This is a genomic window from Pseudomonas sp. CP4, from assembly GCF_047758505.1.
Taxonomy (GTDB): Bacteria; Pseudomonadota; Gammaproteobacteria; order Pseudomonadales; family Pseudomonadaceae; genus Aquipseudomonas; species Aquipseudomonas fluorescens_AO.
The window spans coordinates 1,356,652-1,369,441 of the sequence record NZ_CP180489.1; the positions used below are offsets into that span (position 1 = coordinate 1,356,652).

Genomic DNA, 12,790 nt, shown 5'->3' on the forward strand with positions numbered 1-12,790 from the left:
TCCTTACAGGTGGGGTTCGTCGTACAGCTTGGCGGCGTTACTCTTCGCCGCGTCCGCCATCATTCGCTGCATGTGCGGCATCAGGTCCTGCGCCAAGGCCTGCGGATCCTTGACGTCGCCCTGCACGGTCACCGGCATGCTCAGTGAATACTGAAACTGCTGATCCACCTTCGCAGGCACCGGCTTTTCCGCCTCCTTGGGCTGGATAGCCAGCGCCGCCGACTTGAGCGGCGCCGTCACCGCCATCGAGCGCGCGACATCCCCCAACACCGGGCCTTGCTGCGCCGCTGACGCCATCATGAGCGGCGTGGTCGGCACCGGCGCCTTTGCCGTTTGCTCGGGCTTTTCATCCTCACCGCCGAACAGCGACTTACCCAACGACCCGCCCAGCGCCGCACCGCCCTGACTGCCAAGGTAAGCACCGATCAAGCCGCCGATGGCCGTGCCGATAATGGGCACCACCGAACCAATGGCGGCACCAGCTGCTGCACCGGCCATGGTGCCGGCCAGGTTGCCAGCGGCCGCACCGTAGCCCTCGGCTTTTTCATCCTTGGTTTTAGCGTTTTGAAAGGTTTCAAAAGCCATCGCGCCGGACTCCAGCAGCGTGCCGCCAGGAATTACCTTTGCCGCCTTGCCGACTTTACCAATGGCTCCTGCGACGACGCCGAGCTTGGACAATGCCCCACTTTGAACGGAAGGGACTGATGGCGATGGGATCGAAACAGGTGGCCGTGAAACCGGAACAGGTGGACGAGGCACAGACGGACGAGGAGCTCTCGAACTCGGCAATGACCGGCGCCGAGCGCTGCCCCTTGACCCACGCCCACGTCGGCGCGATTCGCCCGACGCATCCACACCGCCGCCCATAGCGCCGGCATTGACGACGAAAACCTTCTGTACGCCGTCGTGACCTGCATCATTTGCAGCACCAAGGCCACCGCCTGTTGCCGCATCCTTGACCCGCGAAACAACATCCAGGCCAGTCGCTACCAGATCAAGCTCTCCGGGGTTTTTATTTGGGGCTTCGTTCCCATTCCTGCCACCGCGCGACCCACGCGCAAGATTTAGCACCCCCTTGCTGATCTTGATCGTGCTGAAGATACCTTTTAAAGCGATCAGCCCCGCCCCGACCGTGGCGATACCGGCAACTACCCCGGGTGCGCTATCAGTCAGCGACGTAATGCCTTTAGTTACCTTGGTCAACGACTCGGCCACGGTGTCCGTCACCGGGCGCAGCGCATCGCCGATGCTGCGCATGGCGTCATCCATCGACTGGGCCATTTCCGCCCATTTCTGCGATGACGACTCGCGCCGTTCGGCGAGGTTCTTGTCAAGGATCCCGGTGGCGTCACGCGAATCGTTTTTGAGCTGGCTGTACAGCGCCTTGTTCTGCATGTAGGCCGACAGTGCGGCCTTGACTTGCATGTCGGCGAACAGGTCACCGGTGCGCAAGGATTCTTCCAGCGAGGCCATCATGGCCTTGGCCTTTTCAGGATCGGCTTGCTCGCTGATTTTTGCCGTGGCCTCGGCCATTTTCGCCGCACGCGCCGGATCGGTCGCCTGAATGTATTTCTGAGCCAGCGCCATACTGGTTTCGAGCGTCGACATGCCGTTTTGCAAACCGGTCTGCATCGATCCCTTGTAATCAATCCCGGCTTTTTCGTAAGCCTTGACCGTATCGGTCGAACCGATTTTGCCCATCCAGTTTTTCAGGTTGTTGGCCGCTTCGTCCGAACTGCCGGCCTGCTTCATCTGCACCTGCAACATGGCGCCCAATTGCGTCACCGCATCCAAGCCGGTGATGCCGTTGCTGGCCATGTTGGCCAGCAGCTCGGGAAACCACTTGGCCATGTCGGCCGCTTCAAAGCTGCCCGCCTGCCCTTGGTAAGCGATCGCCTCCAGCGCCTGCTGCATCTGCTTGGGATCGGTGATCTTGGCGTTCTGCCCCAGAGCGTTGATCATCTTCGCCGTGTCGACGCCGCTGGATCCCTGCCCCACGACAAACTTGGCTGCGACAGGCGCGTATTCCAGCGCCTTGCTCAGGTCCATACCGGCACCAACCAACTGATTGACCACGTCGGCTACATCGTTGCGCGCCATGCCGGTGTCGCGTGAGGTGTCGATGATCTTGCGCGACATCTCCTGCTCTTGCGGCTTGTTGGCAATGCCGGCCTTGATCGCGATATCCCGCACAATCGCGCCAAAATCAGCGCTGACCTTGGTCGGTACCGCCATGGCGCCGACACCGATCACCGCCGCACCGACGGTGCCCTTCATGCCCTTTACACCAGAATCAATCTGCTGATGCCCTTTGGCTTTCAGCTCGGCTTTGTTGGCCATCTGCCCCATCGAGCGATAGGCTTTTTCCAGCCGGCCGACCTCGACCCCCTGCTTTTTCAAGCTGTCGAGGTTCGAGTTCAGACGGTTGAGCAATTTGGACGCGCCGGCAGCGCCGGTTTCGTGAGCCTTTTTCCATTCTTCGCGCAGGCGGATGGTGTCGCCAATCGTGCGCTGCAGCACGCGCGCTTTGTTGCCTTCTGCCTCGAGGCGCTTGATGCGCCCGGTCACATCCTTGAACGCGGTGCCGACCGTGGAACTGACGGCACCGCCGATCACCAGCCCGAGGGCGATTTTGTTTGCCATGTCATGGACCTCATGTGCCCAGCACTACCGGTGGCGGCTCAATCCGTGAGCCACCACACCATATCCGCGAACGGCATCGACTGGATCTCGGCGGCGGAAAATCCTGTTTCCGCCGCCAGACGTTTCGCCGCCGACTTGATCACGCAGGGGTTAAAGCCCGTCGTCATTGTCCATGCGAAAATAGCCGGCCTGTAAGCGGTTAAAATCCACCAGCTTCAGCCCCTCCAGATCCGCGACAGGCGCACCGGACAACGCAGCAAACAACACCAGCTCGCGCTGCTCATCATCGCCACCCACCTCACGGTTGGCCGCTCGCACGTCGCCCACGGTCGGTGAGCGCAAGACCAACTTGTCGACGGTCACGCCGTTGATTTCGCTCGGGCACGACAGCGTTACCAGCACCTGATCGGTGGTCAGCGACAGCCATGCCGGCATCGAGTCCGAATAATCGGTTTTCGGTACCAGGTGCGAATACGCCGTTTGCACGCGGCGATAATCCGTCAGCTTGAGGCCTTCCAGATCCTTCAGTCCGACTTCGGCGAGACCGGCGAACAGCATCAGTTCGCGCTGTTCATCATCGCCGTTGGCAGCACGATCAGCCGCGCGCACTTCACGCACGGTCGGGTTACGCAGGTTCAGCGTCTCGACGTCGATGCTGTTGGCTTGGCTTGGGCGGGTCAGCGTTACGACGGCACCGACTGCACTGAGCGACAGCCAGGCCGGCAGGTTTTTAGCGATTGCTTGAGTCATCTGAATATATCCTTACAGGCCGAGCGCGTTGCGCACTTCGAGGAGTTGGTCTTTGCCGTCGATCACCTGAATGCCGGCGACCATGTCGATCTCGTACATCAGGCGCCCGTCGATTTCGAGCTTGTAGTACGTGACCGCAACGGCGTGTTTGATCTCGGCCGCATCACCGGCTTTCCAGTCACCGAGATCGACCTCTTTGAGCCGGCCGCGCAGGGTGGCAACGACTGCTGTTACCGCGCCCTTTTGGCCCTTGAAGGCACCACGGAACGTGGCGTTGAACGCCGTGCCGTCAGCCAGACCGAAGTATTTGAGCGACTCGCGGCGCACGCCCTTGGTGACAAATGAGGCTTCCATTTTTTCCAGTCCCTGATCCATCTCGATGGGACCGGCCATGCCGCCTCCACGATATTCGTCGGTCTTGGTGGTCAGCTTGGGCAGCGTCAGGCTCGGCACGTCGCCGGAGAAGTTCACGCCGTCGACGAACAGGTTGGTGTTGAACAAAGTCTGAGGAATCATTTGCTACGCCCCCTTAGGCTGCTTCAAGCACTTCAGTCATCCACTGATCGGTGACTTCAAAAAGGAAATTCGGGTTCTCTGCCGGCGGCACGTCGGTGAAACGGATGCGCCAATACACCTTGCCCTGGGCGATCTGGCTGGCCGTGTTCAGTTCGGTGTCGGGGAACACTTCAAAGTTGATGATTGCGCCCTCGGCTTTCAGGTCGCGCATGAATGCATCCAGACCGTTGGTGACATCGGTCACGTAGGTCTTGGTGATCGAGCGGTCAACCGCCCATTTGTGCCCGGCCTGCACCGCGTCCATGAGGATGAACAGCGTGCGAACGCGGGTCACGAACGCCCACTTCGGATCGCTCGACAGCGTCCGGTTGCCCCACAGACGGTAACCGTCATCGCGAATGATCGTGGTGATATTGGCGTTATTGAGCAGGTTCGCCCGGCAGGTTTCGTCGCCGTCCAGGTACTCGACCGCGCGGCCGGTGCCGGTGATGCCGGTCAACTCTTTGTTCGACGGCGAGGCCCAGAACCCGTATTCAGCATCCGTCCAGGCGAACAGGCCCGCCGCCCAAGCTGAACCCGGCGCGTCGACGGTCTTGCTGGTGATGGTGTCCCAATACTTGACGCCCGGGTCGACCATGAACAGGTTGCGACTGCCGAAGTTATCGGCGTAGGCCATGGCGGCCTCGTCGGTGGTGCCAGGGCCGTCGATGATGCCGATTGCCCGCAGTTTCTGCGCCAAGCTATCGAGCGCTGTGGCGACCGCCTGAGTCGCGGTATGACCCGGTGCAATCAACAATCGCGGCTGCGCATTGAACAGGCTTTTACCGTCGAGCAGCGCCTGCAAACCGGTGCGCTGACCCGAGGCCAGAACGCCGCCGATGATCGCTGAGGTCTGCAGGGCGGCATCTTCCAGCTTGGGCACACCAATGGCGACGATCACCGCCTTGGCTTTGACGTAAATCGCCTGACAGGCCTTGGTGATCGCCGAATCAGCGCCGAAGGCGGCGATGGCTTCGCGCTCGGTGGTGATCAACATCAGCTCGCCTGCCTTGGCCGTACCACCGCCCAGAACGCCAGGGGTGAAGGTGTCGCACAGACCAATGATCGAGGACGACGGCAGCGAGATGGTACGCGCGCCAGTGTCGACCGACGTGGTCGTGACGCCGTGAAAAAAAGTCATAAGGCTCGTTCTCCAGAAACGAAAAAGCCCCGCATGTGCGAGGCTGTGAGGGTGTTCGTGTTACGCGTAACGGAAAAGAAAACGCCCCGTCAGTGCGGGGCGTCTATTGCAGCTCTGCCGGATCAGGCGGCAAGGAATCCGGCCAACCTTGCGACAGCATTTCGTCGTGATACTCGCCGGCCTCGATCGCGCGCAACAGCGCAAACTCGCGGTCAAAGCAGGCTTGAACGTGCGCCCGCACGGACTTGGCAATCGTGATGATTTGCGCCGCGCCGATTTCGACAAAACCGTCTGCTGTCTTGAAGTTGCAGCGGTAGTCAGGATCGAGGACGGCGGACAATCCCGTACTGGCGATCAGCGCCTGGCTGTCGCGAGTTGTCTCGATGGCCAGCCCCTCGACCACGACGCCCGTACTCTCTCGGCGGAAGCGTTCGGCGGCAACCACTTCGGCGAGCGGCAGGGGGGCGACCGCCAAACCCGGCGCCGAGAACTGCCAAGCGCCGTCGACCTCTACCGCCTTCCAACCCGCCGCCGGCATCGGCTCGATGCCGTCAACACACACCCACACCATGGAAGGGTGATACAGCGCCGTGATATCGCCGTCAGTCTCGATCAGCTCAAACACCTGCTCGCCGTAGACCCGCGCATAAATACTCATGCCCACTCCTCAACATCGATCCAACCATCAGCACCGTGACCGCCGCGCAAATGCGCAGGGTATGAAGGAAGCGCAACGGCACCGCCGCCACCCGACCCTGGGTTGACCGCATCAGCACCCTGCGAACTGGTTGAGATTGAATTACCCCCCGGCCCCATTTCACTCGGGCCGCCCTCGCCAGATACGACAAAGTCAGTTTTTGGCCCAATGACGCCACCACCACCCTTGCCCTGGCCATTTTTCACAGTCGCGCCGACTGCCGGTTGTGAATTCGGGGTCTGGCCGAGGTACAGCGGCGGCGCCACGTTCGCCGACAACCCACCACCGATACCGCCCGGCGCGGTGACATGTGATCCGAACGAAGTGGCCCCGCCGTTGTTACCCGGACCAACCAGCACACCGGTGCCGCCCTTGCCGATCGTGGCCATCACACCGTCGAAACCGCTGGTGATCCACGTATCAAATGGCGCCCCCGCACCGCCGCCGCAGCCGGCGGAAACCTGCCCCGCCGCGGTTGATGCTGCACCACCGCCAGCAGCGCCTGCCCCCTGCCCCTTCACTCGGATTTTAATGGTTCCAGGCGTCGACCAGTAAATCTGAGTCGCCCGAATTCGACGCAGGCCGAGAAAACGCCCGGTCGCCTTGCGCACTTCATCGGCCAAAACACCGACGTCAATCACGCCTTGGTTAACCGGCGCACTCCAAGCCTTAATACACCACATCACCGCGACGTTACGCGGACGGGTTACGCCACCGGCAGACGGGAACGGGCTATAACTCACATTCGCCGAGGTGAAAGTGATCCCGACGCCCGGATAATCCGATTCGCGATATAAGTCCGCCTGCGCCTCGACTGGAGAACCTCGCACAACGTCGACCGATTGCCCGCCCGTATAGTTACTGTCGAACACGGCAAGCGTACCGAGCTGGGCGCTGCCAATCGCTCGTCCCGTATCAATTCCCCGGCCATGATCCCAGCCGCGCAGAAATTCAGCGCGCAGATCCGGCAAGCGGAAATTGCCGGCGCCCTCGTTACCCTTGTTGAAGGCCGTCCCGAGGAAGGCCGACAGATCCGGGTAAGCGGTGACACTCTTGACGCTGCCGTCCAGCTCCAGAAACCCGGCCGGCTGCTTGTCGACCGGGAACGACACAATGGCGCCAACCGGCATGGCCGTGGCCTTGGCAATCAGCGCGTCGACCTGTGCCGACGTATAGCTGTCGGTGATGCCCATGCCGGCGAGCGTTTCGGGGTTGTCTCCCGACACTACGATCCCACGGTCGTTAGTCTTGACCCGCGTCCACTGGCCCGGCGTTTTGTTCTTCGGCAGCACCTCCAGGATCGCCGCGTCGACGTAGGACCGCGTGGCCAGCACCACGGCTGGGTCAATCTTGAGCTGAATGTTGCCGGTGCTGGTGACGATGAAGTTCATCCGCACGATTTGCGTACGGCCCGAGCCTTGCGACAGCAACGGCTTGAAGCTGGGCGCGCAGTTGGCCACCGCCACCAGATCGCCGTCAGCATCGTAGAGGCCGATTTCGCGGATCCACTTACCGCCCTCGTCGGCCGGGATGATCTGCTCAGCGATGATCACCGCCGGGTTTTTTGGGTCGACCAGCAATTGATTCAGCGGCTGACGGCGCCACTCGTTGAGCAGTTCGGTTTGCGCGGCCGAGGGCACCGGGTTGGGCGGATCGGCCAGCCCGTTCGGGTTGGCATCCCCCACGCCCATTTGCGTGATCAGCCAGGGAATGCCGAGCGCGTCGGCGTTCGCCTGCTTGGCCATCCCCACATTCGTAAGGATCGCGAAAAACTGCGAATTCGCATCAATCATAATAAACGTCCAGGGTGTCTATGGTGTGTTCGCGGCCGACCACGCCGAAGCTGCCAGTGACCTCGATGTCACGCATGACGGGCGGGTAAACGTCGATTTCGTCGCCTTCGTAGAGGGACACGGCGATGTTCAAATTGCCCTGAGTTTCCAGGCTGATCGCCAGCCCGGTCAGTTGCCGGGTAACAGGTTTGGCATCGTCGATCAGGCGCTCAAGCTCCTGATACATTTCTTCAGTGATGCCGGTATCGAGCACCCCGACCTTCAGCGCGAAAGTGCCCGGCACGCCCTCGGGCACGGTGTTGAACCACTCGATAATCTCGATCAGATAGCCCAGCGGCTCGACCACGCGGCGCAGCGCGCCGATGGTGCCCTTGTGCTTATGGATGTAGTACGACGCCTTGATGGCCGCGCGCTTGGTCGCTTCGCTCCACCGGTAATCCCAGCGATCCACCGACCACGCCCATGCCAGGTGCGGCAGTAGATGCACCGGGCAGGTATCAGCGTTGTAGAGGTCGCGCAGAGGGACAATCGTCTTTTCGAAAAACGCGGCCTCCATGGCCCGTTCCAATTGCGTGCTGTTGAGCGGCAGTAGACTTTTCATATCAGCCCGCCAGCCTCACGTTGTAGCGTGTACAGAACGCCGCTTGCGCCTTGGTCGGGGCCAGGTCCTGCCATCCGACCAACTCAACCCGGGCAACGCCGGCGACGTGCAGCTGGGCGTCAACAGCGGAGCGGGCGACCTCGACGCCCAGCCGCTTGCGTGGATTGATCCAGGCTGCCAAGCGGCTTTTCGCCTCGGCCAAACTGGCATCCGCTTCCGGGCCAGCGCTGGCCATGTGCAAAATGGCGTCAATCTCGTAGCGGATCACCTGCGCACTCTGCACGGTCACCCGATCACCGACCGGCCGAACGTCATCGTCATTGAGCGCAGCGGCCACCGTCGCCAGCAGTTCAGGCGGCGCTTCGCCTTCGCCGTCCAACCCCAGCACCGTGACCGTGACATAACAGGGCGCCGGGCTTTCAGCCGTGGCATCTGCCACCAACCCCGAGGCATTACGCGCGTGCAGGATGTAGCTGTTGCGCGGGCCGGCCGTCGTCAGTCCTTCATAGGCCAACTGGATTCGTTCGCGAAACGGGTCGTCATCTTCCATGACCTTGGGCACCGGCGGCACCGCCAGCAGATCCTCAGCCTGAATGACCAGGCGCTTCAGATTGACGTTGGCCCCCAAGTGATCGAGGTCACCGCGAATGGCATGTGCCAGCAACAGCGCTTTGCCGGCGTCATTGACTCGGGCGCGGTTGCCGACCTTGTTGTAAGCCCCGACCTCAAGCACTTTGACTACGGGATCGCTTTCCAGTGCGGCCGTCCAGTTGCCGCCCATGTACCCGCGAAAGACGCCTAAACCGTCCTGATAAACCTCTTCGAAGTCCAGAGGCTCCAGCACGGTCGGCGCCGGCAGCGACGACAGATCCACGGTACTCATGCGGCCACCTCCAACGTGACGCTGTCGCCCAGGTACTTCCCGACGATTTGCAAATTGATTTGCCCGCCAAAGACGGAAATGACTCGCACCTGATCCAACTTCAAACGCGGCTCCCAGCGCCCCAGAGCGCGAGCAACCTCAGCCTGTACAGCGCTTTTCCAGCCTTCGTTGATGGGCAAATCGACAAACCGCCGCAGCTTGCTACCGTATTCCATACGGTGCCGACGACTGCCCAGCGGCGTGCTCAAGATGTCGGCAATGGATTGCCGCAGATGCTCGATGCCGGATATGGGTAGGCCGGTCTGGCGATCCATTCCGATCATCGATGTCACTCCTTGAACGGCTCGTATTCTTCGCTGGCTTTCAGGAACTTGACCGCTTCGAGGTCGGAGGCCGGCACCACGACCGTTGCCTTCTCGACCGGATAAGAACGGTCAGTACCGGGCACAATCAACAATCGCGACGTGTAGAGCTTGTCGCGGAATTTGAGGAGTTCGGGTGATGAGAACGGTGAGGATGCAATTGCCGGTTCCGAGGACGTTTGAGCCTCGGTTGAGGTCGTATCGATCTTGGCCATCTGTTTCTCCAGGCATGAAAAAGCCCGCACGGGGCGGGCTGTGGTGAATGAATTAATGCGTGTGGTGATTACTGTTGCCAGTGGCGTCAATGATTGCGCCGGCGCTGGTGATGCCCTTGGTGACGTGTAACGCGCCGTCGATCATCACCGCCGCTTTCAGATTGATGTTGCCGGTGGTCACGTTCACGGCGCTATCGGTTACGACCGCTTCGGTGCTGGCCACCTTGATGGTGACTGTGCCGCTCGGCAACGTGATGCTGTAGCTCTTGGCCTGCCAGTCGTAGATCAGCGAGCCGCCATCATCGAAACGCCAGACTTCGACATGGTCGCGGTTATCTGGCGGCGGTCCGGCATTGCCATACAGGCCCGGGACAAACGTACCTTGTGACACGTCACCGCTGGGACTGATCAAACTGCCCTGCTCGCCCAAAGACGGCGCCCGCCAGTGCCTGGCCTTGCCGGCGGCGATGCTGTGCCACCGCACCCAAGCGCTGACCCATTCACTGCCGTCCGACACGCGACATACAGGCGGCGAAGCTGACAGATCCACCGCAACCACGTAGCAAGCCTTTACCGCCCCCGCGATCATGCGGTCATGCTGGGCGCTTGCGTAGCTCACGGCAGATCCTCGGGTTTGAATGGTCCGTCACCCGGATCAAGGTCCAACACCAACGTTCCCGGTGGTTCGTCCGGCCACGGCCATTCCTCAACGCCGAGATAAACCTGCTGAGTCCACTCCACCAGCCACACCGTGTATCCATCCAGGTGCGGCTGGGTCCAGTCCTGCAGCGATTGCACGAACTCGGCGGGTTCAACTGCCAACCCCCACGTCTGCGCGCGCAGCAGCACCGCCAACTGGGTCGCCAATTGCACGGCCTGTTGATGATGGTGCGGTTTGATCGGGTCAACAATGATCCGAGCCTCGAACTTGCAGACGAGCGAGGTTTCGCCGGTACCGATATCGGTGCCCGGCTCGATCTCGGCCACTTCCAGAAACACCGCGGGCAGCAACACGCGATCCTTAATGTCTGGCCAGGTTGTGACTGCCTGCACGCCAGGCAAGTGGGTACGCAGATGCTGTTCTATGGCCCGATAAAGCTGGTCCAGGCTGAACGGTTCCTCAGACATTGCCGATCCTCTTGAGGTATTTCTGCAGCTCAAAGTTGAGCTCCTGCTTGAGGATCTCCAGCAGGCGCTCATCCGCTTTTTTTACCCAGCTGTCGAAGTGCGGCCGGGCTTGCTCGAGCGACACCTTGGCCTTGGCCAGCGGGAAACGACTGCCGTTTTCGGCGACCCAACCCGAGCTCGGCCCGCGACCAGGTAACACCGTGCTGTCGGGGTAGTCGTCCGCGTTGAAATGCTTGCTGGCCGTTCGGATCCAGATGTCGGGCTTGTTGCCGTAGACCTTCTTGAGGAAAGCCCCTTGGTAACGCCGCCCCGCTACTGACACGCCGGTGCCGGTCTGCCGCGCCCGGCCGATCCGGCTGGATTCGATGGCGTTCAAACCGAACCACAGTTTGCCGCTCGCGGCACCGCCGGAAACCGGATAGCTGCGCAAACGCTGACGCACCGCCGCAACAGCAATGCGCTCCGACCGGCTGACCGCTCGGGCAATGTGCGTGCGCAACCAACCCAACGTCTTGTTGATCGCGCGCCGATGCGCCGCAGCGGCCGCTTTCGGTACCACCTTGGCAAAGTCCTGGAACGCCTGAAAGTCTGCGGCCGAGGACTGGATGGAGATCATCCCGCCCCCGGCCGAGGGTTTGAAATAGCTACCGACACTCATGGCCGCAACCTCAGAATCAGGGCGACCAGGCCGTCGCCGCTCGGTTCGAGCTGGATCAAGTCGTAATCACCGCCGCCGTCCAAGGCAGGCAAGTCGACGCTGACCAGCATGCCCTGTTCCAGACCTTGCGAATCGCTGACGCGGATCTCGAAGCGCGGCTCGCGCAACCCGGTGTTGAGCTTGCCGAATTTGGGTTGCAGCCAGGGCGCGGCGAACATGCCGAACACCGGCTCGTCGCGACCCTCGATCCGCGCCGTATCGCCCAGCGTTTCGAACACCACTGCGTCGACTTCGGCGATCAGATCGCGAAAGCCCATGGTCAGAGTTCCAGCAGGACTTGGGCTCGCGGTCGAGTACACAGGTGCAGTGGGTTCGACTGCGCCTCACCGGCCATGCCTTTGTTGAAGGGCAGCGGCTCGATCATGCTGTAGTACGGAATGCCTTGAGTGTTGACCGTTTCCATGTAGTCAGCCGGCGCAAACACCGAGATGTACAGATCCGGCACGCCTTCCGGAACCAGAAGCGCCTTGTCGTCATGCACGAACGAAACGCCAGCGACCTTGCCACGGTAACGCTCCCAGATAATGCCGCCGAACTCGAAGCTTTCCCGGGCATCACCGCGCAGCGCGGCCGCTTGCTGACTGTTGAGGTAGGTCTCTTTGACCGACTTGTGAACAATCAGCTTGTTCCAGAAGTTCTTGCCGCAGAAAGCGCGCGAACCGGTACTGGTCACGCTGCCCAGCGCATCTTCCTGCATGTCCAGCGCCTCACCGCACATGACCCGCAGCTCGGTATCGGCCTTAGTCAGCCCCATGGACATCTTCTGACGCTGCACACCGAAGCGCTCATACAAGTCCAGCAGCACCGTCGAACCATCAGCGTCGAGGATCTGGCCGTTGAGTGCGCCCATGCGCTGGAACTCATGCGTGGCGTCCAACTGACGACGCGCCTTAGCTAGACGCGCATTGACCACGTCCTGCACCGCCTGCAACTCAGTGCGAGTACCGAAGGCACGGATGCCTTGGATCTCGTCAGCCTTGATGGTGAAGCGCTCAGGCAGGTGCACAGTGTTGAACGGGATCAGGTTGCGCTTGCTGGCAGCAACCACCAAGCCAGAACCACCACGTTCACCAGCGGGCACCAGTGCAAGGGTGTCGCCGTCCTTTTCAATCTGCACGGTCAGCGTGGTAATGCCTTCCTCGCGGAACAGGCCCAGAGCGCTGATGCGCCCTGGCAGGTACGGTTGATCATTGAGTGCAGCGGTGAGCGAAGTAACGGTGAACGCTTCGTCGTCAAAAATGGCGATATCAGCCATGGGTACTCTCCAGAAACGAAAAATCCCGCACGCGGCGGGATGCATACAA

15 protein-coding genes are annotated in these 12,790 nt (G+C 61.3%); all 15 read right to left on the reverse strand.

Annotated elements, in window-relative coordinates; all coding sequences use genetic code 11:
- Window positions 1-3: 3 nt before the first annotated feature.
- Window positions 4-2,643 (reverse strand): phage tail tape measure protein, encoded by a 2,640-nt coding sequence (locus tag ACMYUN_RS05895; protein ID WP_415763221.1) that lies wholly within the window; start codon window positions 2,641-2,643, stop codon window positions 4-6.
- A 150-nt stretch (window positions 2,644-2,793) separates the two neighbouring features.
- Window positions 2,794-3,393, reverse strand: coding sequence for a phage tail assembly protein (locus tag ACMYUN_RS05900; protein ID WP_415763222.1), 600 nt, complete (start codon window positions 3,391-3,393; stop codon window positions 2,794-2,796).
- 12 nt (window positions 3,394-3,405) lie between these two features.
- Window positions 3,406-3,909 (reverse strand): phage major tail tube protein, encoded by a 504-nt coding sequence (locus tag ACMYUN_RS05905; RefSeq protein WP_415763223.1) that lies wholly within the window; start codon window positions 3,907-3,909, stop codon window positions 3,406-3,408.
- A 13-nt stretch (window positions 3,910-3,922) separates the two neighbouring features.
- The gene (locus ACMYUN_RS05910; RefSeq protein WP_415763224.1) at window positions 3,923-5,089 is read right to left on the reverse strand and encodes a phage tail sheath subtilisin-like domain-containing protein; all 1,167 of its coding nucleotides are present in this window, start codon (window positions 5,087-5,089) and stop codon (window positions 3,923-3,925) included.
- 103 nt (window positions 5,090-5,192) lie between these two features.
- Window positions 5,193-5,747, reverse strand: coding sequence for a DUF4376 domain-containing protein (locus ACMYUN_RS05915; RefSeq protein WP_415763225.1), 555 nt, complete (start codon window positions 5,745-5,747; stop codon window positions 5,193-5,195).
- Window positions 5,744-7,579 (reverse strand): phage tail protein, encoded by a 1,836-nt coding sequence (locus ACMYUN_RS05920; protein ID WP_415763226.1) that lies wholly within the window; start codon window positions 7,577-7,579, stop codon window positions 5,744-5,746. The genes ACMYUN_RS05915 and ACMYUN_RS05920 overlap by 4 nt, the downstream gene beginning before the upstream one ends.
- Entirely contained in the window at window positions 7,572-8,180 is a 609-nt protein-coding gene (locus tag ACMYUN_RS05925) for a phage tail protein I (RefSeq protein ID WP_415763227.1), read from the reverse strand. The genes ACMYUN_RS05920 and ACMYUN_RS05925 overlap by 8 nt, the downstream gene beginning before the upstream one ends.
- A 1-nt stretch (window position 8,181) precedes the next feature.
- On the reverse strand, window positions 8,182-9,063 hold the full coding sequence (locus tag ACMYUN_RS05930; protein WP_415763228.1) for a baseplate J/gp47 family protein: 882 nt from the start codon (window positions 9,061-9,063) through the stop codon (window positions 8,182-8,184).
- Window positions 9,060-9,386 carry a GPW/gp25 family protein gene (locus tag ACMYUN_RS05935; protein WP_415763229.1) on the reverse strand — a complete coding sequence of 109 codons (327 nt, stop codon included), beginning with the start codon at window positions 9,384-9,386 and terminating at the stop codon, window positions 9,060-9,062. The genes ACMYUN_RS05930 and ACMYUN_RS05935 overlap by 4 nt, the downstream gene beginning before the upstream one ends.
- 5 nt (window positions 9,387-9,391) lie before the next feature.
- Complete coding sequence (locus ACMYUN_RS05940; RefSeq protein ID WP_415763230.1) at window positions 9,392-9,640, reverse strand: hypothetical protein; 249 nt, start codon at window positions 9,638-9,640, stop codon at window positions 9,392-9,394.
- 52 nt (window positions 9,641-9,692) lie between these two features.
- Entirely contained in the window at window positions 9,693-10,259 is a 567-nt protein-coding gene (locus ACMYUN_RS05945; RefSeq protein WP_034156286.1) for a phage baseplate assembly protein V, read from the reverse strand.
- Entirely contained in the window at window positions 10,256-10,768 is a 513-nt protein-coding gene (locus ACMYUN_RS05950; protein ID WP_415763231.1) for a hypothetical protein, read from the reverse strand. Before ACMYUN_RS05950 ends, ACMYUN_RS05945 begins: the two co-directional genes overlap by 4 nt.
- Window positions 10,761-11,426, reverse strand: a complete 666-nt coding sequence (locus tag ACMYUN_RS05955; RefSeq protein ID WP_415763232.1) for a hypothetical protein — start codon at window positions 11,424-11,426, stop codon at window positions 10,761-10,763. The genes ACMYUN_RS05950 and ACMYUN_RS05955 overlap by 8 nt, the downstream gene beginning before the upstream one ends.
- Complete coding sequence (locus ACMYUN_RS05960) at window positions 11,423-11,743, reverse strand: hypothetical protein (protein ID WP_116254767.1); 321 nt, start codon at window positions 11,741-11,743, stop codon at window positions 11,423-11,425. The genes ACMYUN_RS05955 and ACMYUN_RS05960 overlap by 4 nt, the downstream gene beginning before the upstream one ends.
- A 2-nt stretch (window positions 11,744-11,745) precedes the next feature.
- Window positions 11,746-12,741, reverse strand: a complete 996-nt coding sequence (locus ACMYUN_RS05965; RefSeq protein WP_415763233.1) for a major capsid protein — start codon at window positions 12,739-12,741, stop codon at window positions 11,746-11,748.
- Window positions 12,742-12,790: the final 49 nt, after the last annotated feature.

What these genes read in the sequence shown, in the direction of transcription:
- ACMYUN_RS05960 (WP_116254767.1), bottom strand. Translation starts at nt 11,743, where the DNA reads ATGGGCTTTCGCGATCTGATCGCCGAAGTCGACGCAGTGGTGTTCGAA.
- ACMYUN_RS05895 (WP_415763221.1), bottom strand. Translation starts at nt 2,643, where the DNA reads ATGGCAAACAAAATCGCCCTCGGGCTGGTGATCGGCGGTGCCGTCAGT.
- ACMYUN_RS05925 (WP_415763227.1), bottom strand. Translation starts at nt 8,180, where the DNA reads ATGAAAAGTCTACTGCCGCTCAACAGCACGCAATTGGAACGGGCCATG.
- ACMYUN_RS05950 (WP_415763231.1), bottom strand. Translation starts at nt 10,768, where the DNA reads ATGTCTGAGGAACCGTTCAGCCTGGACCAGCTTTATCGGGCCATAGAA.
- ACMYUN_RS05915 (WP_415763225.1), bottom strand. Translation starts at nt 5,747, where the DNA reads ATGAGTATTTATGCGCGGGTCTACGGCGAGCAGGTGTTTGAGCTGATC.
- ACMYUN_RS05935 (WP_415763229.1), bottom strand. Translation starts at nt 9,386, where the DNA reads ATGATCGGAATGGATCGCCAGACCGGCCTACCCATATCCGGCATCGAG.
- ACMYUN_RS05930 (WP_415763228.1), bottom strand. Translation starts at nt 9,063, where the DNA reads ATGAGTACCGTGGATCTGTCGTCGCTGCCGGCGCCGACCGTGCTGGAG.
- ACMYUN_RS05940 (WP_415763230.1), bottom strand. Translation starts at nt 9,640, where the DNA reads ATGGCCAAGATCGATACGACCTCAACCGAGGCTCAAACGTCCTCGGAA.
- ACMYUN_RS05910 (WP_415763224.1), bottom strand. Translation starts at nt 5,089, where the DNA reads ATGACTTTTTTTCACGGCGTCACGACCACGTCGGTCGACACTGGCGCG.
- ACMYUN_RS05955 (WP_415763232.1), bottom strand. Translation starts at nt 11,426, where the DNA reads ATGAGTGTCGGTAGCTATTTCAAACCCTCGGCCGGGGGCGGGATGATC.
- ACMYUN_RS05905 (WP_415763223.1), bottom strand. Translation starts at nt 3,909, where the DNA reads ATGATTCCTCAGACTTTGTTCAACACCAACCTGTTCGTCGACGGCGTG.
- ACMYUN_RS05920 (WP_415763226.1), bottom strand. Translation starts at nt 7,579, where the DNA reads ATGATTGATGCGAATTCGCAGTTTTTCGCGATCCTTACGAATGTGGGG.
- ACMYUN_RS05900 (WP_415763222.1), bottom strand. Translation starts at nt 3,393, where the DNA reads ATGACTCAAGCAATCGCTAAAAACCTGCCGGCCTGGCTGTCGCTCAGT.
- ACMYUN_RS05965 (WP_415763233.1), bottom strand. Translation starts at nt 12,741, where the DNA reads ATGGCTGATATCGCCATTTTTGACGACGAAGCGTTCACCGTTACTTCG.